16 protein-coding genes and 1 pseudogene are annotated in these 20,152 nt (G+C 62.7%); 5 read left to right on the top strand and 12 right to left on the bottom strand.

All coding sequences use genetic code 11. The annotated features are described in order from the left end of the window. Window positions 1-143 precede the first annotated feature (143 nt). The 3 genes from LMH93_RS03685 to LMH93_RS03675 all read left to right on the top strand — a co-directional run bounded on the left by LMH93_RS03685 (window position 144) and on the right by LMH93_RS03675 (window position 6,775). The gene (locus LMH93_RS03685; RefSeq protein WP_064615048.1) at window positions 144-3,974 is read left to right on the top strand and encodes a sensor domain-containing protein; all 3,831 of its coding nucleotides are present in this window, start codon (window positions 144-146) and stop codon (window positions 3,972-3,974) included. Between the two features lie 305 nt (window positions 3,975-4,279). Further along, window positions 4,280-5,533, top strand: coding sequence for a serine hydroxymethyltransferase (gene glyA / locus LMH93_RS03680; RefSeq protein ID WP_003247505.1), 1,254 nt, complete (start codon window positions 4,280-4,282; stop codon window positions 5,531-5,533). Window positions 5,534-5,821: 288 nt separating this feature from the next. Further along, window positions 5,822-6,775: an arsenic resistance protein gene (locus LMH93_RS03675; protein ID WP_185279728.1), complete on the top strand. Its 954-nt coding sequence runs from the start codon at window positions 5,822-5,824 to the stop codon at window positions 6,773-6,775. Between the two features lie 28 nt (window positions 6,776-6,803). Here LMH93_RS03675 and LMH93_RS03670 read toward each other — a convergent pair whose 3' ends face one another. The 9 genes from LMH93_RS03670 to LMH93_RS03630 all read right to left on the bottom strand — a co-directional run bounded on the left by LMH93_RS03670 (window position 6,804) and on the right by LMH93_RS03630 (window position 16,523). Further along, entirely contained in the window at window positions 6,804-7,151 is a 348-nt protein-coding gene (locus LMH93_RS03670; protein WP_029380514.1) for a RidA family protein, read from the bottom strand. A gap of 16 nt (window positions 7,152-7,167) precedes the next feature. Continuing rightward, a complete protein-coding gene (locus tag LMH93_RS03665) occupies window positions 7,168-8,586 on the bottom strand; it encodes an aldehyde dehydrogenase family protein (protein WP_230064839.1) in 1,419 nt (472 codons plus the stop codon). Between the two features lie 12 nt (window positions 8,587-8,598). Next, a complete protein-coding gene (locus tag LMH93_RS03660; protein WP_012051145.1) occupies window positions 8,599-9,642 on the bottom strand; it encodes a homoserine dehydrogenase in 1,044 nt (347 codons plus the stop codon). Between the two features lie 198 nt (window positions 9,643-9,840). Further along, window positions 9,841-10,278: an Lrp/AsnC family transcriptional regulator gene (locus LMH93_RS03655; RefSeq protein WP_010951921.1), complete on the bottom strand. Its 438-nt coding sequence runs from the start codon at window positions 10,276-10,278 to the stop codon at window positions 9,841-9,843. Continuing rightward, window positions 10,275-11,663 (bottom strand): threonine synthase, encoded by a 1,389-nt coding sequence (locus tag LMH93_RS03650; protein WP_230064838.1) that lies wholly within the window; start codon window positions 11,661-11,663, stop codon window positions 10,275-10,277. The genes LMH93_RS03655 and LMH93_RS03650 overlap by 4 nt, the downstream gene beginning before the upstream one ends. Before the next feature lie 24 nt (window positions 11,664-11,687). Then, on the bottom strand, window positions 11,688-12,572 hold the full coding sequence (locus tag LMH93_RS03645) for a LysR substrate-binding domain-containing protein (RefSeq protein ID WP_014859427.1): 885 nt from the start codon (window positions 12,570-12,572) through the stop codon (window positions 11,688-11,690). Between the two features lie 45 nt (window positions 12,573-12,617). Then, window positions 12,618-14,057: an amino acid permease gene (locus LMH93_RS03640; RefSeq protein WP_010951918.1), complete on the bottom strand. Its 1,440-nt coding sequence runs from the start codon at window positions 14,055-14,057 to the stop codon at window positions 12,618-12,620. Between the two features lie 142 nt (window positions 14,058-14,199). Further along, window positions 14,200-15,471: a cystathionine gamma-synthase family protein gene (locus LMH93_RS03635; RefSeq protein WP_230064837.1), complete on the bottom strand. Its 1,272-nt coding sequence runs from the start codon at window positions 15,469-15,471 to the stop codon at window positions 14,200-14,202. A 167-nt stretch (window positions 15,472-15,638) separates the two neighbouring features. After that, window positions 15,639-16,523 (bottom strand): homocysteine S-methyltransferase family protein, encoded by an 885-nt coding sequence (locus LMH93_RS03630; protein WP_019750412.1) that lies wholly within the window; start codon window positions 16,521-16,523, stop codon window positions 15,639-15,641. 118 nt (window positions 16,524-16,641) lie between these two features. Between LMH93_RS03630 and LMH93_RS03625 the strand changes: the two genes are divergently transcribed. Next, window positions 16,642-17,463, top strand: coding sequence for an ABC transporter substrate-binding protein (locus tag LMH93_RS03625; protein WP_003247511.1), 822 nt, complete (start codon window positions 16,642-16,644; stop codon window positions 17,461-17,463). Beyond that, window positions 17,460-18,281 carry an amino acid ABC transporter permease gene (locus tag LMH93_RS03620; protein ID WP_003247513.1) on the top strand — a complete coding sequence of 274 codons (822 nt, stop codon included), beginning with the start codon at window positions 17,460-17,462 and terminating at the stop codon, window positions 18,279-18,281. The genes LMH93_RS03625 and LMH93_RS03620 overlap by 4 nt, the downstream gene beginning before the upstream one ends. Window positions 18,282-18,341: 60 nt before the next feature. On the opposite strand, the gene LMH93_RS03615 is transcribed toward LMH93_RS03620, so the two are convergent. The 3 genes and pseudogenes from LMH93_RS03615 to LMH93_RS03605 all read right to left on the bottom strand — a co-directional run bounded on the left by LMH93_RS03615 (window position 18,342) and on the right by LMH93_RS03605 (window position 20,005). Then, entirely contained in the window at window positions 18,342-18,701 is a 360-nt protein-coding gene (locus tag LMH93_RS03615; RefSeq protein WP_054888536.1) for a hypothetical protein, read from the bottom strand. Window positions 18,702-18,706: 5 nt separating this feature from the next. After that, window positions 18,707-18,958 (bottom strand): annotated as a pseudogene (locus LMH93_RS03610) (Hcp family type VI secretion system effector); the annotation flags it as partial. Window positions 18,959-19,075: 117 nt separating this feature from the next. Further along, entirely contained in the window at window positions 19,076-20,005 is a 930-nt protein-coding gene (locus LMH93_RS03605) for a malate dehydrogenase (RefSeq protein WP_230064836.1), read from the bottom strand. Between the last annotated feature and the right edge of the window lie 147 nt (window positions 20,006-20,152).

Below are 20,152 nucleotides of genomic sequence, written 5' to 3'. Positions count from 1 at the left end.
GCACTTCGCCATAATCCGAGGCATGCTAGCCGGTTTCGGGTGTCCGGCTTTATAGTGCGCCACCGCGGTGCGCAAGCCCGGCGCCGGCACGCTCCGTGCACGATCATTCCCTGCCATCGCCAGCCCAATCGCAGGATCAACGCTTGACCAACCTTACTCATCCGTCGTCATTGCGTTCCGCCCCACAAGCACCCGCAACTATCCTGCGCGGGTCGATCAAGGGTGCGCTGGCGCTGCTGGCCCTGATCCTGCTGGGCCTGCTGCTGTGGCAGCTGTTCGCCCAGTTCAATCATACCCAGGCCGAATTGCGCAAACAGAGCCTGGACGCCTCCGCGGAACTGGCCGACCATCTGAGCCTGAACATGGCGCTCAAGGCGCAACAGGCCGTAAACGTGGTGCAACCCTACCTTGATGCACCAACACCTGCCGCCCTGCCCAGCCTGCTCGGTACCCTGCGCGAGCGCCTCCCCGCCCTGCAGAGCATGGCCTGGCTGAACAACACCGGGCAGCTACGCGCCGACAGCCTGGCCGGCAGCCCCGACCGCCAGTCGCTTGACGAGTTGCTCGTGCTGAGCCAGGGACGCCCGTACTTCTTCACCAATTCGGCCGACAACCACATCCTGTACCTGTTGCTGCGCCAGGATGCCTCACAGGGTAGCGGCTACTGGCTACTGCGCCTGTCACCGGACTATTACCGCGAGCTTACCCTCCACCTCGAGGGCAGTGGCCACCCGCAGTGGCTGCTGGAAAACAGCCGCAGCGGCGAGGTGCTGCAGCGCCATACCGCAACCGACACCAGCGACGAGCCGCTGCAAAGCGTGATGCTGGCCTTTATCGAAAACAGCACCTGGCAGCTACGCGGTCTGTTCGACGCCAAACTGGCCCGACAAAAATTACTGCCGGCGCTGTTCGGCAAGTGCCTGCTGGTGCTGTTCTGCGCCCTGCTGCCGGTACTGGCGCTGATCAACATGCGTCGCCGCCAGCGGGCGCTGCAGGAAGACCGTCGGCGTTATCAGGAAATTTTTGAAGGCACCGGCGTTGCCCTGTGCGTGCTCGACCTGTCCAGCCTGCCTGGCCAGCTCGATCGCTACCACCTGCGTAACCGGGCCGCACTCAAGCACAGCCTGGCGCTGGACCCGAACCTGCGCCGCTCGCTGCTGCTGGAGCTGAAGATCACCGAGGTCAACCAAGTGGCGCGCCAGCTGCTGAACATCGACTGCCACGAAGGTGCCTGGCAGCGGCTGATCAATGGCACTGGCGACAGCCGAGACAGCGTCGGCATGCAACTGATCGACGCACTGATCGAACAACGCCCGCTGCTGGAGCTGGAAGTGCGCTTGCCGACACCGCAGGGCGACGAGCTGCACCTGTGGCTGATGGCCCGCCTGCCGCTGCAGCGTCGTGATCACCAGGCGGTGATCCTCAGCATCAGCGATATCACCAGCCGCAAACAGGTGGAGCTGTCGCTACTGGAACGCGAAAGCTTCTGGTCGGACGTGGTACGCACCGTACCCGACCAGTTGTATGTGCAGGATGTGCCCAGCCAGCGGATGATCTTCAGCAACCGCCACCTCGGCCAGACCCTGGGCTACGACCGCACCGAGCTGGCACAGATGGGCGACCGCTTCTGGGAGCTGCTGCTGCACCCCGAGGACGCCGCACACTACCAGGCACTGCGCCAGCAACAGCGCGACAGCGGTCATGACCAACCGCTGCACTGCCAGCTGCGCTTCCGCCACCGCGACGGAAGCTGGCGCTGCTACGACATCCGCGAGCAAGTGCTGACCCGCAACGCCGAAGGCCTGGTGACGCGCATCATCGGTGTGGGCAAGGATGTGACCGTTCAGATCGAGGCCAGCCAGTCGCTACGTGACAGCGAGCAACGCTACCGCATGCTCGCCGAAAGCATCAGTGACGTGATCTTTTCCACCGACAACCAGCTCAAGCTCAACTATGTCAGCCCCTCGGTACAGAGCGTGCTGGGCTACCAGGCCGACTGGATCTTCGCCAACGGCTGGCAGTCGATCGTCGCCAACCCGGCCCAGCTCACCGGCGTCTACAGCCTGATGGAGCGTGTCAGCAAGGCCATGGGCGATCCGGCGCAGATGGCGCAACTGTGCAGCCAGTTACCCACCCAACTGTTCCTGTTCGACTGCCTGCGTGCCGATGGCCGCAAGATCCCGATCGAGCTGCGCCTGGTGCTGGTGTGGGACGATGACCAGCGCTTCGAAGGCGTACTCGGGGTGGGCCGCGACATCAGCCAGCAACGTCGTGCCGAAAAAGACCTGCGCATGGCCGCGACCGTATTCGAACATTCCACGTCGGCGATCCTCATCACCGACCCGGCCGGCTATATCGTCCAGGCCAACGAGGCGTTCAGCCGCGTCAGCGGTTACGCCGTCAGTGAAGTGCTCGACCAATTGCCGGGCATGCTCACTGTCGACGAACAGCAGGAAGGCCACCTGCGCTATGTGGTCAAGCAACTGCACCAGCGCGGCAGCTGGGAAGGTGAGGTGTGGCTCAAGCGCCGTGACGGCGACCACTACCCGGCCTGGGTCGGCATCACTGCGGTACTGGACGACGAAGGCGACCTGGCCAGCTACGTGTGCTTCTTCACCGACATCAGCGAACGCAAGGCCAGCGAACAGCGCATCCACCGCCTGGCCTACTACGACGCCCTTACCCACCTGCCCAACCGCACACTGTTCCAGGACCGTTTGTACAATGCCCTGCAGCAGGCCGAGCGGCAGAAGGCCTGGGTGGTGCTGATGTTCCTCGACCTAGACCGCTTCAAACCGATCAACGACTCCCTCGGCCATGCGGCCGGCGACCGCATGCTCAAGGACATGGCCCTGCGCCTGCTGGCCTGCGTGGATGACGACGACACGGTGGCACGCATGGGCGGCGACGAGTTCACCCTGCTGCTGCAGCCGCGCCCCACCCGCGAAATGGCCCTGAACCGCGCCATCCACGTGGCCGAGAACATCCTCGGCAGCCTGGTGCGGCCGTTCGTGCTGGAAAACCGCGAGTTCTTCGTCACCGCCAGCATCGGCATCGCCCTCAGCCCGCAGGATGGCAGTGAGCTGAGCCAACTGATGAAGAACGCCGACACCGCCATGTACCACGCCAAGGAGCGCGGCAAGAACAACTTCCAGTTCTACCAGGCCGAAATGAACGCCAGCGCCCTGGAGCGTCTGGAGCTGGAAAGCGACCTGCGCCATGCCATGGAGCAGAACGAGTTCATCCTCTACTACCAGCCGCAGTTCAGCGGCGACGGCAAGCGCCTGACCGGCGCCGAGGCGCTGCTGCGCTGGCGTCACCCAACCCGTGGCCTGGTGCCGCCGGGTGACTTCATCCCGGTGATCGAAGAACTGGGCCTGGTGGTGGACGTGGGCGACTGGGTGCTGCGCGAGGCCAGCCGCCAGCTCAAGGCCTGGCACAAGGCCAAGGTGCGAGTGCCGAAAGTGTCGGTGAATATTTCGGCGCGGCAGTTCTCAGACGGCCAACTGGGCACGCGGATTGCCAACATCCTGGAAGAAAGCGGCCTGCCGCCGGCGTGCCTGGAACTGGAGTTGACCGAAAGTATCCTGATGCGTGAGGTGAACGAGGCGCTGCAGATTCTTGCCAGCCTGAAGAACCTCGGCCTGAGCATTGCGGTAGACGACTTCGGCACCGGCTACTCATCGCTCAACTACCTCAAGCAGTTCCCCATCGACGTCCTGAAGATCGACCGTACCTTCGTCGACGGTCTGCCCGAAGGCGAACAGGACGCGCAGATTGCCCGGGCGATCATCGCCATGGCCCACAGCCTCAACCTGGCAGTCATCGCCGAGGGCGTGGAAACCCACGAACAGCTGGAGTTTCTGCGCGAGCATGGTTGCGACGAGGTGCAGGGCTATCTGTTCGGGCGGCCGATGCCGGCGCATCAGTTCGAGGCGCAATTCTCCAACGAGACCTTGTTCATGTTCCATTGACCCGCACGCTGCCTGCTCGCAAGGTCCCGGTAGGACCGGTTTTACCCGCGAACACCGGCGAAGCCGATGCCATCTACCGCGCCGGCTTCTTCGCGGGTAAACCCGCTCCTACACGTACGGTGTCGCGACACAATCCTGCATAAAAAGCGGACTTCCAGGTCAACTCCTGCCCACGCCCAGCCCAGAAACGGCGCGGGATGCAAGATGAAGCCCATTGGTCTGCGACTTGACGCCACTTCATATGCCAGCCGCGAATCAATCGGTTAGAATGCACACCCAAATTACCCCGATCCTTGAGGACCGCCATGTTCAGCCGTGATTTGACCATTGCCAAGTACGACGCCGAGCTCTTCGAAGCCATGCAGCAAGAAGCTCTGCGCCAGGAAGAGCATATCGAGCTGATCGCTTCGGAAAACTACACCAGCCCGGCAGTCATGGAAGCCCAGGGCTCGGTCCTGACCAACAAGTACGCCGAAGGCTACCCAGGCAAGCGCTACTACGGCGGTTGCGAGTACGTCGACGTCGTCGAGCAACTGGCCATCGACCGTGCCAAGGAGCTGTTCGGCGCCGACTACGCCAACGTACAGCCGCACGCTGGCTCCCAGGCCAACGCTGCCGTCTACCTGGCCCTGCTGTCGGCCGGTGACACCATCCTGGGCATGAGCCTGGCACACGGTGGCCACCTGACCCACGGTGCTTCGGTAAGCTCCTCGGGCAAGCTGTACAACGCCATCCAGTACGGCATCGACGGCAACGGCCTGATCGACTACGACGAAGTCGAGCGCCTGGCTGTCGAGCACAAGCCCAAGATGATCGTTGCCGGCTTCTCGGCCTACTCGCAGGTTCTGGACTTCGCCCGCTTCCGCGCCATCGCCGACAAGGTCGGTGCCTACCTGTTCGTCGACATGGCCCACGTTGCCGGCCTGGTTGCCGCTGGCGTGTACCCGAACCCTGTTCCGTTCGCCGACGTGGTCACCACCACCACCCACAAGACCCTGCGCGGCCCGCGCGGCGGCCTGATCCTGGCCCGTGCCAACGCCGACATCGAGAAGAAGCTGAACTCCGCCGTCTTCCCGGGCGCCCAGGGCGGCCCGCTGGAGCACGTCATCGCGGCCAAGGCCATCTGCTTCAAGGAAGCCCTGCAGCCAGAGTTCAAGGCTTACCAGCAGCAGGTCGTGAAGAACGCCCAGGCCATGGCCAGCGTGTTCATCGAGCGCGGTTTCGACGTGGTTTCCGGTGGCACCCAGAACCACCTGTTCCTGCTGTCGCTGATCAAGCAGGAAATCTCCGGTAAGGATGCTGACGCCGCACTGGGCAAAGCTTTCATCACCGTCAACAAGAACTCGGTACCGAACGACCCGCGTTCGCCGTTCGTCACCTCGGGCCTGCGTTTCGGCACCCCAGCCGTGACCACCCGTGGTTTCAAGGAAGCCGAGTGCAAGGAACTGGCCGGCTGGATCTGCGACATCCTGGCCGACCTGAACAACGAAGCGGTGATCGACGCTGTCCGTGAGAAGGTCAAGGCCATCTGCAAGAAGCTGCCGGTTTACGGCAACTGATTGGCGCTTGCCTGAAGTGAAAAAGCCCGGCCCAGTGCCGGGCTTTTTCGTTTGATTTCGTTTGTTTCACACGCACTGCTGCTCTTTGGAGGAGCAACTGTCTTGCTCAATTTGTAAAAGCTGGCGCGATCCCTGTGGGAGCGGCCTTGCGTCGCGATAGGGCCGCGCAGCGGCCCCAGGATCGCGGCATCATGCATAGATTGCAGGGGCCGCTTTGCGGCCCTATCGCGACGCAAGGTCGCTCCCACAAAGACCGCGTTCCCAGTTGATCACCGCACAGGCCACACCTTGACCAGAGAACAACTCGAGACCCACCAGATCCCGATCTACTTCGCTGCCGTGCTCGCAGCCGTTGCCTTCGGCTTGATGGCCAGCCACAGCGCACGGCATCTGGAAGCCCTGATCACTCCCGCCATCGCCGTGTTGATGTACGCGATGTTCCTGCAAATACCCTTCCTCGACCTGCGCCAGGGCCTGGGTAACCGCCGCTTCATCACGGCCCTGCTACTGGCCAATTTCATGCTCGTTCCGCTGCTTGTCTGGGCCATCACCCGCGGGCTGGTGGAACACCCGGCGATCCTCGTCGGTGCCTTGCTGGTGCTGCTTACGCCCTGCATCGACTACGTGGTGGTGTTCACCCACATTGGCAAAGGCGACTCACGCCTGACACTGGCCGCAACCCCCCTGTTATTGCTGGCGCAACTGGTGCTGCTGCCGGTGTACCTGGCCCTGATGCTGGGTGGCAGCAGCGAGGTGGCAATCTCCATCACCCCGTTCCTGGAAGCCTTCGTGCTGTTGATCGTTTTGCCGATGGCCCTCGCGGTACTCACCAGCGCCGGTGCCCGGCGCTCGCGCGCAATCGCGACGTGGAACGACGCCTGGGCGTGGTTGCCGGTGCCGGCGATGGCCTTGGTGCTGATGGTGGTGATCGCTTCGCAGATTGCCGTGGTACTGCGTGATTTCGACCGTTTGCTGCCGGTGGTTCCGGTATACATCGGCTTCATGCTGCTGGCGCCGGTGCTCGGCTTCATCTGTGCGCGCCTGCTGCGCCTGCCGGCCAGCGAGGCACGCTCGGTGACCTTCAGCGCAGCCACGCGCAACTCGCTGGTGGTGCTGCCGCTGGCGCTGGCGTTGCCAGAAGAGATGCGCGGGTTGGCGGCGGCAGCCGTGATCACGCAAACCCTGGTAGAGCTGGTGAGCGAACTGATCTATGTACGGGCGGTACCACGGTTTGTGCGTTGACCCGTGGTACTCGTCATAGAGAAAAGGGCTATTCGGGGCACACAGCGAACACCTGCACCTCTACCAGGTAGCCATCCCCCAGGGCGGCGCCTACGCAGGCCCGCACCGGTTTTGCACAGCCTTGCAACCAGGCGTCGTACACTTCGTTGACCAGGTCGAAGTGGCGGTAGTCGGCAAGCCACATCTGAACCCGCGTCAGCTGCGCCTTGCCGACGTTGGCTTGCACCATCAGGCCGTCGATCACGCTCAGCGCCTGACGCAACTGCCCCTGCACATCCTGTTGCAGGTCATCCGCCACGATGCCTGCCGTTTCAAACAGGCCCCTGTAACTGACCGCCAGTGACATCCGCGCGCTTGATCCGTAGCGAGTGATCATCGAGGTGCCCTCCCCCTCAACCCATCTGGTTGAAGCAGACGACTTTGGGTTGGGTCATGTCCTCGTAGGCGAACCGCACCCCCTCACGCCCAAGACTCCCATACTTGGCACCACCAAATGGCATGGCATCGAAGCGGTAGTCGGAAGAGTCGTTGATCATTACACCGCCGGCCTCGATACGCCGGGCCAGGCTCAACGCCAGCGACAGGTCACGGGTGAACACACCGGCATGCAAGCTGTACTCCGGGGCATTGGCCAGCGCTATCGCCTGCTCGACAGTCTCGAAGGGCGCCAGCATCACCACCGGCGCAAAAACCTCTTCGAGCCACAGCCGGCTGACGGGGTCAACGCTTTCGAGCACTGTCGGCGCATAGACCGCACCCTGACGCTGGTGGCCGCAGAGCAGGCGGGCACCACCCTCAAGCGCCTGGTTGACGCGTGCTTCGATCTGCCGTGCAGCCGCTTCGGTGATCATCGGCCCCATGTCGGTTTCGCGCCGGCCCGGATCGCCCCAGACCATCGCCTGGGTCAATGCCACAAAGCGTGCACGAAACGCCTCGTAGATCGAGGCATCCACGAGAATGCGCTGGGTGCCGATGCAGTTCTGCCCGGCGGCCCAGAACGCGCCCGACACACACGACTCGACCGTGGCTTCAAGGTCGCAGTCCTTGAGCACCAGCACCGGGGCGTTGCCGCCAAGGTCCATGGCAAGTTTTTTCAAGCCAGCCCCGTGCGCAATCTTTTCGCCCGTCGCGAAACCGCCCGTAAAGGAAACCATGCGCACCTCACGCACAGCCACCAGCGCCTTGCCCAGTTCGGCGCCCCCTGTGGCTACGGTGACGACGGCCTCCGGCAACCCTGCCTCCACCAGGTACTGCACCAGTTTCAGGGCAGAAAGAGGGGCCAACTCCGAGGGTTTCAGAATGACCGCATTGCCCCCTGCAAGTGCTGGCCCCAGCTTGTGCGCCACCAGGTTGAGCGGGTCGTTGTACGGGGTAATGGCCAGGATCAACCCCAACGGCTCGCGGGTGAACCAGCCCTGACGCGATTCGGAGCCTTCATAGGCATCGAAAGGCACCACCTCACCGGCGTTGCGCCGCGCCTCTTCGGCAGACAGCTTGAGCGTGTTGATGCAGCGTTTGACCTCTTTTTCGGCCTGGCGCAGGGTCTTGCCCGCTTCATCGACGATCAGGCCGGCAAAGTCTGCCGCATCCCGTTCAATGAGCTGAGCGGCGTGCTCCAGAATAGCGGCCCGGCGGTGCCGGGGCAGCGCCGCACTTTCACGCACCCCCTGATGGGCACGGGCGAGCAAGGCAGGCACCGCTTCTGCGCCGAGGTTGTCGACGCTGCCAACCAGGCTGCCATCGAAGGGGTTGTACACATCGATCAAGGCGGGTTGCTGAACAAGCGCCCGCGATACGGAAGTCAGGCTCATGAACGTTGCTCCTCAGGCCGAATGGCCGGCGGTGTGAATGGCGACAATGTCCGACAGCAGGGCAAAAGCCGTTTCAATGCGCCCCGCACCCGGGCCGGACACGGTTACAGCCCCCAGCAACTCGGTGTCGAACGCCAGCGCATTGGTGGCGCCTGAAATACCCGCCAAGGGGTGATGGCCAGGCAACAGCTTCGCTTCGACGCTGGCTCGCACCGAGCCGTCAGCTTCACGGCGGGCGCTGCCGATCAGCTTCCAGCGCTCGCCCGCCGCCTGTGCCCGCTCGATAGCTGCGCTGTCGATGGCACTGATACCGCTGCAGGCCACATCACCCACCTGCAAACAGGCGCCGAGCAACTCATTGGCGAGGATCACCACCTTCAGGCGTACGTCATGGCCTTCCACATCGGCGGTCGGGTCAGCCTCGGCAAAGCCAAGCGCTTGTGCCTGGGCCACCGCCTCGTCGAAGCCAAGCCCTTCCTCCATGCGCGTGAGCACATAGTTAGAGGTACCGTTGAGAATGCCCTCGAAACCTACCAGGCCCGCGCCCGCCAGGGTCTGGCGCGCCATGCGCAGCACCGGTGTGCCGCTCATGACGGCGCCTTCGTATTCGAACGACACATTGTTGGCCTTGGCCAAAGCCTTGAGCGCCTGGGCATGCAAGGCAATCGGCCCCTTGTTGGTGGTGACCACGTGCTTGCCCGCCTCCAGCGCCCAGCGGCAGAAGGTTGCCGCCGGCTCACCGTCCTTGGGGTTGGTGAATGTGGCCTCGGCGATGATGTCGGCGCCTGATTGCTTGATCACCGCCTCATTGAACGCCTCGGCCGAACCTTGAGGGATTTGCGCCAGCGCGCCCTTCTGGGCCGGCAGCGCGGCCAGCATGGCGGCATCCAGGCCGTCGCGGTCGATCACCGACCCCAGGAACAAGTCGGTGACACCAACGATTTTCAGGCCAAAGCCCAACTCGTGCTGCCAGCGCGCATTGCGTTCGGCGATCAGTTGGGCAAGCGCGCGGTTAACGCCACCAAAGCCAACGAGTGCAATTTTGTATTCGGTCATGGTTTGCTGTCCTGTCCAGGCAGTGGGTCGATGAGGACTAGCGTAAGAGCCGTGCACTGCCAGTTGAATATGGCAATCCGCTGTATTTATTGGCCAATCTGGCCAGTGCAAAGCGCGCACCTGCGCCGGGGCAAAACGCACAACGCCGCCTGGGCGCGAACCCAGGCGGCGTTGTGCTAGCCAATGCAAAGACGCAGTTCAGACCACCGCGGCCAGAACGAACGAAGTCACCGTGTTCTCCACCCCGGGCATGGCAGCGATTTCCTTCCACACATGGTGCACCCGCTCCGGGCTGGAGGCCTCGACGCGCAACATCAGGTCGAACTCGCCGCTGAGCACTTCACACTGGATCACCTCGGGGATCTGGCGCAGCGCATCGAGTACCGCCTCACCGCGCATGCGGTCATAGCGGTAGACGAAGATCACCGCATTGATCAACGACGCCGGCCGTCTGCCCTCACCGATGCGCAGGGTATAACCCTGAATGGCGCCGTCGCGCTCCAGCCGCTCGATGCGCTGGCGTACCGCATTGCGCGACAGGTTCACCTTCAACCCCAACTCGGCGTGGGCAATACGCGCATTGGCGGTGAGCTCGGCGAGAATGCGCTCGTCCAGGGGGTCGAGGATGCGCTTCATCGCCCAGCCTGCAACCGGGCCAACAAGGCATGAACACCGGCCAGGTCGTCAGCTGCCAACAGCGGCCCATCACCCGCTGTGCCGACCGCGCCGGCGGGCACCTCACCGTGCCAGGCCCCCAGCTCCGCCAGCAGCCCGGCAGACTTTTCGGGGGCAAATTGCCCCAGCGTGACGATGGGCGCACCGATGTTGCGCCGGTGCAGGCGCCCGGCGAATACCCCTGTCGCGGCATGAGGGTCTACTGCGCTGCCCGTTTCGTGGAACAGCGTGACAATTTCTTCGCGAATCAGCACGTCGTCCACGGCATAGGAGTCGAACAGCATGCGCGCATGCAACCACTGGCGGTTGCCGATGCTCAGCTCGCCACACGCCTCGAAGTGCTCCATCAGTGCCCGGGTTGCCCCGCCATCGCGGTCATACAGTTCCCAGACGAAGCGCTCCAGGTTGGAGAACAGCGAAAAGTCCATGACCGGTGACAAGGTCTGGCTGGTTGAACCACGGCTGTAGCGGTTGCAGTGGATGAACCGGTGCAAGGCATCGTTGCGGTTGGTGGAGACGATGATCTGGTTGATCGGCAGGCCCATTTTCTGGGCAATGAACCCCGCGTAGATCTCGGCAAAACTGGCCGTGGGGATGCTGAACCCGACCGGGCGTATCCCGCCACCGAGCTGCAGCGCCGCATGGAAATAGAACACGATCTGCGCCAGCACACCGACCCAGTTGGTGGAGTTGAAGCTGACCGGAATCAGCCCGGGGCATGGCCAGTCACGCAGCAGCGCCGACACCAGCGACTGGCAATCGTCAAAGCTGCCATCCACGGCCACACAGCTTACGCTGTCGGACGCGGCGCTGCGCATCACTGCCGCGCGGTCGGCGGGCGTGCCTGCGCTGGGGTATAGCGCCAGCAAGCCTGCTGCCGGGCAATGCCGCAACGCTTCGATAGCCGCTACTGCGGTATCGCCGTTGCTGGCACCGACCAGCATGACCCGCTCGCACTCCGCCCCCAGAAAGTGCCGGACAAAACGCGCCTGCAACTGCGCGGCAAAGTCCTTGGAGGACCGGGTAGGCCCATGGAAAAGCTGCAGGATCCATTCGTTATGGCCAAGCTGCTGCAACGGCGCAATGCCGCGGTGGCGGAACCCGCGATAGCTGTCGCTGACCAGCGCCCTGAGGGTAGGCTCGTCGAGGGTATCGCCGACAAACGGTGCCATCACCCGCCAGGCCAGTTCGTCGAAGGGCAACCACGACCAGCTGGCAATTTCCTGTGGGCTGAACACCGGCACCGAGGTGGGCACATAAAGCCCGCTATCGTCGGCCAGGCCAGAAAGCAATGCCGTGCGGAAATCGACCCGTGTCTCGTTGCCGCGCGTGGATGTGTACTGCATCGGTGCTCCAGATAGCTACGTAAATTAACGATGCGCCATGGCCACCAGCCAATGGCTGAACGCCTGGGCATCGGGGGACAACGCTTCACCCAGGCCGCGTACCAGGAAAAACGACTCGCTTGCCTCGATACGCTGGGCAAAGGGAGCGACCAGCCGCCCCTCCTGCAGCAGGTCCTCGACCAGCGACGAGCGTGCCAGCGCCACCCCGAGCCCCAGCTCCGCCATGCGCAGGGTCGACACCAGCGTGTCGAACTGCAGGCCACTGGAAGAGTCGACCTGATCGGCGCCGACCCGCTCCAGCCAGTAGCCCCACCCCTCCTCGTAACCCAGCACATGCAGCAACGGCACACGGGCCAGGTCGCGCGGGTCGCGCAGCGGGCAACCGGCCAGCAGCGCGGGTGCGCACACCGGCACCAGCATGTCGCGGGTCAGGCGCTGCGCCTCTACCCCGGCCCACTGCCCGCTGCCCCAGCGGATTTCCAGATCATCTTCGGCATCCAGCTCCTTGACCCACAGGTTGCTGATGTAGCGGATGTCCACCTGCGGGTGCGAACGCCGAAAGTCGGCCAGCCGGGGGGCCAGCCAGAAGTGCAGGAACGACAGGCTGCCCCGTACTTTCAGGGGCCGACGTTGGCGTTGCCCGAAGATTTCATTGGTGCCGACCGCAAGGCGGCTGATGGCGTCCTGCACCACCGGCAGGTAGGACTGCCCTTCTTCGGTCAGCCCCAACCCGCGCGGCAGGCGCTTGAACAGCGCCACGCCCAATTGGCTTTCCAGGTGACGAATCTGTTGGCTCACGGCCCCTTGGGTCAGGTGCAGCTCTTCTGCCGCATGGGTGAAGTTCAAGTAACGCGCCGACACTTCGAAGGCTCTCAGCCAGTTCAGGGGGGGCAAGGTTTTCTGGGTCATCGGCGGCTTCTCGTGGCTAGGTTCCGGTGGCCTAGTATCACCTGCTCAGGCGGCCTCGGAACCTGGGGCGACGATTTCCAGCGGGGCCGTACGGCGGCTGCGGTACTTGCACGTCAGCCAATAGGCCAGGTAGCACCAGGCAATGAAGGGCAAGCCGAAGTACAAGGCAACACGCTGAGCAGGGTCGAAGGCAATGCCGACGCAGGCCAGTACGCAGCAGAAAATGGCCCCCAGTGGTACGAACGGGTAGCCACGCACCCGGAACTTGAGGTCCTCGAGCTTGCCGCCGCTGGCGATGTAATGACGGCGGAATGCGATCTGGCTGGCCGCAATGCTGATCCACACCACCACCACGGCCAAACCTGAAATCGACACCAGCGCCAGGTAGATGGTGTCGGGGGCAAACACACTGCTCAACAGCGAAGCCATGCCGCCAGCCATGCTCAGCACGATTGCATTGAAGGGTGTGCCGCGGCGCGACAGCGTGGCGTAACGGCGGGGCATGTTGCCTTGATCGCTAAGGGTCCAGAGCATGCGCGAAGCGGCGTAGAGGCCGGAGTTGGCGGCAGACAGCAGCGCGGTGATGATGACGAAGTTCATGATATCGGCCGCATACGGGATACCAATCATCGCAAAGACCATCACGAACGGGCTTTCAATAACCCCGGCCTGTTCACGCGGCAGCAAGGTGGCCAGTACAAAGATGGTGCCGATGAAGAACAGCGCCAGGCGCAGGACCGTGGTGCGAATGGCCTTGGGCACGTTCTTTTCCGGGTCTTTGGTTTCGCCGGCAGCGATACCGATCAGCTCGGTACCCGAGAACGCGAAGGCCACTGCCAGCAGGGTCATGGCAATTGACCAGAAACCGGTGGGGAACAACCCTTCACGGGTGAAATTGCCCAGCCCTGCACTGTGCGCCTGCTGGATCTCGAAGCCACCCAGAATGGCCCCGCCGCCCACCACCAGAAAGGCGATGACGGCCAACACCTTGACCAGTGACAACCAGAATTCGGTTTCGGCGAACGATCGCACCGAAATGATATTGCTGATGAACACCGCGGCACCGAACAGCGCACTCCACATCCATACCGGCGTGTCGGGGAACCAGCGCACCATCAGGATGCCCGCGGCGGTGAATTCGGAGCCGATGGCCACCGTCCAGGTCAGCCAGTACATCCAGGCCACCATGTAACCGGTGCCCGGGCCGAGGTAACGCGTGGCGTAACTGCTGAACGAGCCGACTTCCGGCATGTGTACCGCCAGCTCGCCCAGGCACATCATGACCAGGTACACCATGATTGCGCCGAGTATGTAGGCGATAACCGCGCCCAACGGGCCGGCCTGGTTAACGGTGTAGCCCGACGTGAGAAACAGGCCGGTGCCTATCACACCGCCCAGTGCCAGCATGACGATGTGGCGGGTTTGCATATCCTGCTTGAAGGTATGCGCCGAGGCATTTCTAGTTGTGGTTGTCTGCACGGACATTGTGGGTTACTCATGAAAGTTGGCGGGCAAGGACGTAGCAACGACCTCGTCTTGGCAGAGCGAATCGAGTTGCCTTGCATATTGTTTTTGTTCGACTTCATGAAGTGGCACCCACCGCACGGGTGAGTGCTACGCGCCAGCCTCAGGCCTGCACCGGGCGCTGGCAGGTGTCTGCGTCAGCGTGCAATTCCTTTGCGACGGCCAGTTCCTCACGCACCGATGCACAGGCCTGTGCCAGGTCCGCCAGCAGGTCATCGGTTTCCTCGATGCCCACTGAAATGCGCACCAGCCCTTCGGAAATGCCCAGCGCCAGGCGCTCTTCCAAAGTGTTCTCGACATGGCTGGTGGTGCGCGCCGGGCCATAGATGGTCTCTACCGCGCCAAGGTTGCCGGCCCGGTGGGCATACTTCAGCCGCGGCAGCAAACGGGCCACGGTCGGCATGCCGCCTTTCAGCACGAAGCTGACAATGGCGCCAAACCCGCGCATTTGCGCCTTGGCAATGGCATGCCCGGCATGCGCCGGCAAACCTGGGTAGTTCACCGCTTCAACCAACGGCTCAGTGCTTAGGTAAAGGGCCAACGCCATGGCACTGGCTTGCTGCTGGCGCAGGCGCACTGCCAGGGTCTTGATACCGCGGATGATCAGGTAGGCCGAGAACGGGTCCAGCGCCGCACCGTTGATTTCCCGGTAGTGCCGCACCTGGGCCATCAACGCCTCCGCGCCGCACACCACCCCACCCAGCACGTCACCATGCCCGGACAGAAACTTGGTTGCGCTGTGCACCACCACATCCACGCCCAGCGCCAGCGGGTTCTGGTTCAGTGGCGTGGCAAAGGTGTTGTCGGCCACCACCAGCGCCCCCACCTTGTGCGCAGCGGCGCTCAGCCGACGAATGTCCAGCACCTTCAGCGTCGGGTTGGTGGGGGTTTCCAGGTAAAGCAGGTCGCAACCGGCGGCAATCTCGCGCTCCAGCGCTTCAGTGTCCAAGGTATCGCACAGGCACACTTGCACGCCCATGCGCGGCAGGAACTCTTCGAAGATCTTGTTGGTGCCGCCATAGCTGTCGCGGGTCGACACCACGCGTTTGCCGTTGGACAGGAAGGTGTGCAGCACAGCACTGATGGCCGCCATGCCGCTGCTGAACGCGACTGCCGACTCGGCTTGCTCCAGTTCGGCCAGTTTTGCTTCCAGCGTGGCGACCGTGGGGTTGCTCATGCGGCTGTAGATGAAGCCCGGCTGCTTGCCCTGCGCCACGTCGTACCAGGCATCGATATCGTTGTAGCCATAAGCGGCGCTGACCACGATCGGGGTCTGCGTGGCGTTGTACGGGTGCTGTACCTGTTCCCCGCTCCACACGACCCGCGTCCCCACACCGGCCGCAGCATTGCCCTCGATTTTTTCGTTGTTGTTCATATCCGGTTCCCGCCCAGCTGAGTTGTGTACACCGATGCAGCATCGGCCTTCAGCGGACTATAGGGAGATGACGGAGGCCTGAAAAACGATGGAATCCGGGTCTGACTGGCGTTTTTTTTAATGGCTGCGGGCCGGGCGCTGCAAAAGCCGCCCGGCCACGTGGGCGCTTAGGCCAGGTTGCGTTTCAGCTCGGCGATGTGCTCCGGGCCGATGCCACAGCAACCGCCGACCATGCTGGCACCGCGCGCACGCCAGTCCTTGGCCCATGCCAGGTAACCCGGCGGATCGAGGTCTTCGCGCAGTTCGTCCAGGCCATCGTTGGCAGTGGCTTCTTTGGGCTGCGGCGGGAAGGCGTTGGCATAGGCACCGATGGCAATCTCGGCGTTGTGCCGCTCGATGACGGAGCGCGCGACATCAATGGCGGCGCCGATCACTTCCGGCTGGCTGCAGTTGAACAACACCGCAGCCACCCCCAGGCTGACTGCGGCTTCGATGGCGTCGGCCACCGGTTCACCGGAACGCAGGCGCGGAACCTCGTCGACGTCCTCGTCCTGCAGGGTGAAGGACACCCAGAACGGCCTGCCGTCTGCCGGCAAATGGCTATGAATGGCCCGCACTTCGGCCACGGAACTCTGGGTTTCGGCCAGCCACAGGTCAACATGCGGGGCCAGGCCCTGGAGCAACGGGGTCAGCACCTCTGCCACACGCTCGGGCTGGAACAGGTCGGGGCGGTAGGACCCGAACAGCGGCGGCAGCGAACCGGCCACCCTGACCGGGTGCGCGCCGCTATCTGCCGCATGCCGCGCAAGCTGGCCGGCGATATGGGCCAGCTGTCGCCCTTCGGCGGCAAAGCGTTCTTCACCGATGTGGAACGGCACTACTGCATAGCTGTTGCTGGTGATGACCTGCGCACCCGCATCGATGAAGGCTGCATGCACGCCCACGACCGCCTCCGGCGCCTCGCTCAGCGCCAGCGCCGACCACTCGGGCTGGCGAAACGGTGCACCGCTGCGCTGCAGCTCTCGGCCCATGCCACCGTCCAGAATTACCATCGTTCGCTCTGCCATATAACTTCTCTGAAGGTTCTTATGAATAAAATTCATTATGGGGATTAGGGTTATAACTATTAAATACCCTATCACCCATTTGCCCAACATATCAGGTATGTACATGCGATTTTCTTCTCTGCTGGGTGCGGGCCTTGTACTGCTCGCAACTGCCACCCAAGCCTTTGCTGGCGCCACGTTGGAGCGGGTTGAATCGCGCAAGGAAATGGTCAACGTGCTGATGGAAAGCTACCCGCCGTTTTCCTTCCTCAATGACCACAACCAGCTCGACGGTTACGACGTGGACGTGGCCAAGGCAGTGGCCGACAAGCTCGGCGTCAAACTGCGCCTGGAAACACCGTCCTGGGACGTGATTGCCGCTGGCCGCTGGAGCGGGCGCTACGACATCTGCATTTGCTCGATGACCCCGAGCAAGGCGCGCGCCGAGGTGTTCGACTTCCCCGTGGAGTACTACGCATCGCCCGCCGTGATCGTGGTCAATGCCTCGGATGAGCGCATCCATGGCGCCAAAGACCTGGAAGGCCGCAAGGTAGGTTCGATCAGTGCATCGAGCTACGAAAGCTACCTGAACAAGAACCTGGTCATTGAAGGCAAGGAAGACCAGAAGATCGATTACCCGTTCGACTTCGTGCAGGCTGCACCCTACGACACTGAAAACGTCGCCTTCCAGGACCTGGGCCTGGGCACTGGCGTGCGCCTGGACGCCATCATTACCAACCTGGTGACCGCGCAGCCGCGCCTGCAGCAAGACAAGCGCTTCAAGCTGGCCGGTGCGCCGCTGTATGAAGAGCCCAACGCGGTGGCCATCGAAAAAGGCGACCCCGAGTGGGATGCCAAGGTACGCCAGGTGTTCGCCGAGCTGAAGGCTGATGGCACCCTGGCCAAGCTGTCGCAGAAATGGATTGGCGCCGACATCAGCAAATGAGCACCTTCCCTCCCTCCCCCAAGCCCGTGGCAAAGCCTGCGGGCGCCGGCCTGTTCGGCTTTCGCACCCGGTTACTGCTGACCTGGCTGGCGCTGTTCGGGCTGTTTGTCGCCTTCTTCCTCAGCTTTGACCTGAAGTTCGCCATCATTCTGGAGAAGTTTCCCAACCTGGCCGGTTTCAAGCTGGGGCCCAATGGTTTTCTGCAAGGCGCCGCACTGACCCTGTTCCTGTGCCTGTGCTCGATGGTGGTATCCGTGCTGCTCGGCTTTGCCGCCGCGCTGGCGCGGTTATCCAACAGCGCGGTGCTGGTGGGTGTGGCCAGCTTCTACACCTCGTTCTTCCGTGGCACACCGCTGCTGATCCAGATTCTGCTGATCTACCTGGGGCTGCCGCAGGTTGGCCTGGTACCCGGCGCCATCAGCGCCGGCATCATTGCCTTGTCGCTGAATTACGGGGCCTACCTGAGCGAGATCTTCCGCGCCGGCATCCTCGGCGTGGCCCGTGGGCAACGTGAAGCAGCATTGGCGCTGGGCATGCGCACGCCGCAGATCTTCTGCCACATCATCCTGCCCCAGGCCATGCGGGTGATCATTCCGCCCACCGCCAACCAGTTCATTTCGATGCTCAAGGACTCGTCGCTGATTTCCGTGATGGGGGTTTGGGAGGTGATGTTTCTGGCGCAGTCGTATGGGCGTTCGAGCTATCGCTACCTGGAAATGCTAACCACCGCCGCCGTGATCTACTGGGTGCTGTCGATACTGCTGGAGCTGCTGCAGGCACGCCTGGAACGGCATTTCGGCAAGGCTTATCAGCGCTGAGGGCTGCGGCTCGTGCAAAAACCGACAGGCCTGACCGCGCCCCATGCAGGAGCGGCCAGGCTACGCGTAAGTGAAAATAATCAGCGCGGTGGCCAGCAGGATGTGAATGACCAACAGACTCACCAGCAGTCGTCTCATGCTTGAGGGGAAACGTTTGACTTCATCGAAGTCAATCACCCCCCTGCGCACGAAGAGGCTCGGTATAGCCAGCACCATGGAGATCAAACCCGTACGCATAACCTTGCCCAGAAGGCCTGCATGTTGAAACGTGATTTTATTGCCGGTCACGAAGCTACAGCGCGTTAGCAACGACTCGTAGTACTCAGTGTATTTATGTGCGATGAAACACTGTACGACCATCGCCAGCATCATGGGTGCAAGAATCAGAATCGCAATTAGCCCAGGCTCAACTTCATTCATTCCGATACTTCATTGAGATGCGGGTCCGAGCAGCTGGCTTCCAGCCGCTTGGAACTCGCGCTGTCGAGAAACTTGGTGAAGGTGAAGTTAGTCAAGGTGGTACATCCCTATGTTGCACCGCCGAAAGAGCTTGCGGTTGCCGACGTGCTTTGATTGACGCCGAAGTTGTAGCCATTGATCTCGATCCAGTTGGTGTACTGCTCATCCAGCGCTTCGCCAGCGATGTCGTCGATTTGGATGAAAGCGTCGAAAGCCATGCCTACCTCTCCTTGGTAATGGTGGGTCTGAACCCCAATGAACGGGTGTGACAGGTACGGAGGCAAAGTGTTCCCCACTGCCCGAGCCGCCACACCCGATGCATGACGCTTCAAGCCCTACAACGCCTTCATCTCTGCAATATCCCGCGCCACCTGATCTGCAGAGTGGTCGAACATCGCCTGTTCCTGCACATCCAGCGGCAACTCGATCACCCGCGCAAGCCCCTTCTCTGCCAATACACAGGGCACACCCATGGCGATATCCGTTCGCCCATACTCGCCCTCAAGAATCGCCACCGCCGGCAAAATACGGTTCCGCCCGTTGGCGATCGCATCGACCATCTGCGCAATGGCCACGCCCGGTGCATCGCAGGCGCTCCCCGTCTTCTTCAACCCCAGAATCTCGCCGCCGCCCTTACGGGTGCGCTCGACAATCTGTTCGATCTGCTCGCTGGACAGGAAGTGCGACAACGGCACCGAGCCAATCTGGCAGTAGCGCATCAGCGGCACCATGCTGTCGCCATGCCCGCCCAGCACCAACGCCGTGATATCCCGTGCAGAAAACCCGGTTTGCTCGGCGATGAAGCACTTCATGCGCGCGGTATCCAGCACCCCCGCCTGCCCGAAGACCTTGTCGCGCCCTAGCCCGCTGACGCTCCAGGCGCGATAGGTGAGCACATCGACCGGGTTGGACACCACCAGCACCGTCGCTGTCGGCGCGTGGTGCTTGATATCCGCCATGATGCTGTCGAGGATTGGCAGGTTGGTACTCAATACATCCTGGCGCGACTGGCCGGGCTTGCGCGGCACGCCCGCCGTGATCACCACCAGCTCGGAACCCTCCAGCATCTCGGCTTTGGCCCCGCCGTGAACATGGGTATCGGAACCTGAATCCACAGCCGCCTGCCAAACGTCCAGCGCCTTGCCCTGCGCCAGCTCACCCTGCACGTCCATCAGCACCAGCTCACGGCACAACTCATCGCGGGCGATGATCTGCGCCGCCGCCTCGCCGACCAGGCCGGCACCCACAATCGTTAATTTGTTCACCAGACACCTCCCAGCGGCGCGCGCCACCAGGAACACGCCTGCGTATAGAGAGAAGTATTGCCTGCCGGGGCTAAATGGCCACCCAAGACGATGCGACTACCTTCACTTGACAGTATTCCATGGCAGCGCGAATACTTTGGCCAGATT

The organism is Pseudomonas sp. CIP-10 (assembly GCF_020911845.1).
In the GTDB taxonomy this organism is placed as follows: Bacteria; Pseudomonadota; Gammaproteobacteria; order Pseudomonadales; family Pseudomonadaceae; genus Aquipseudomonas; species Aquipseudomonas alloputida.
Note: the sequence above shows the minus strand (reverse complement) of the source record. Positions and strands in the feature narration are given on the sequence as shown.

What these genes read in the sequence shown, in the direction of transcription:
- glyA (WP_003247505.1), top strand. Translation starts at nt 4,280, where the DNA reads ATGTTCAGCCGTGATTTGACCATTGCCAAGTACGACGCCGAGCTCTTC.
- LMH93_RS03670 (WP_029380514.1), bottom strand. Translation starts at nt 7,151, where the DNA reads ATGATCACTCGCTACGGATCAAGCGCGCGGATGTCACTGGCGGTCAGT.
- LMH93_RS03665 (WP_230064839.1), bottom strand. Translation starts at nt 8,586, where the DNA reads ATGAGCCTGACTTCCGTATCGCGGGCGCTTGTTCAGCAACCCGCCTTG.
- LMH93_RS03660 (WP_012051145.1), bottom strand. Translation starts at nt 9,642, where the DNA reads ATGACCGAATACAAAATTGCACTCGTTGGCTTTGGTGGCGTTAACCGC.
- LMH93_RS03655 (WP_010951921.1), bottom strand. Translation starts at nt 10,278, where the DNA reads ATGAAGCGCATCCTCGACCCCCTGGACGAGCGCATTCTCGCCGAGCTC.
- LMH93_RS03650 (WP_230064838.1), bottom strand. Translation starts at nt 11,663, where the DNA reads ATGCAGTACACATCCACGCGCGGCAACGAGACACGGGTCGATTTCCGC.
- LMH93_RS03645 (WP_014859427.1), bottom strand. Translation starts at nt 12,572, where the DNA reads ATGACCCAGAAAACCTTGCCCCCCCTGAACTGGCTGAGAGCCTTCGAA.
- LMH93_RS03640 (WP_010951918.1), bottom strand. Translation starts at nt 14,057, where the DNA reads ATGTCCGTGCAGACAACCACAACTAGAAATGCCTCGGCGCATACCTTC.
- LMH93_RS03635 (WP_230064837.1), bottom strand. Translation starts at nt 15,471, where the DNA reads ATGAACAACAACGAAAAAATCGAGGGCAATGCTGCGGCCGGTGTGGGG.
- LMH93_RS03630 (WP_019750412.1), bottom strand. Translation starts at nt 16,523, where the DNA reads ATGGTAATTCTGGACGGTGGCATGGGCCGAGAGCTGCAGCGCAGCGGT.
- LMH93_RS03625 (WP_003247511.1), top strand. Translation starts at nt 16,642, where the DNA reads ATGCGATTTTCTTCTCTGCTGGGTGCGGGCCTTGTACTGCTCGCAACT.
- LMH93_RS03620 (WP_003247513.1), top strand. Translation starts at nt 17,460, where the DNA reads ATGAGCACCTTCCCTCCCTCCCCCAAGCCCGTGGCAAAGCCTGCGGGC.
- LMH93_RS03615 (WP_054888536.1), bottom strand. Translation starts at nt 18,701, where the DNA reads ATGAATGAAGTTGAGCCTGGGCTAATTGCGATTCTGATTCTTGCACCC.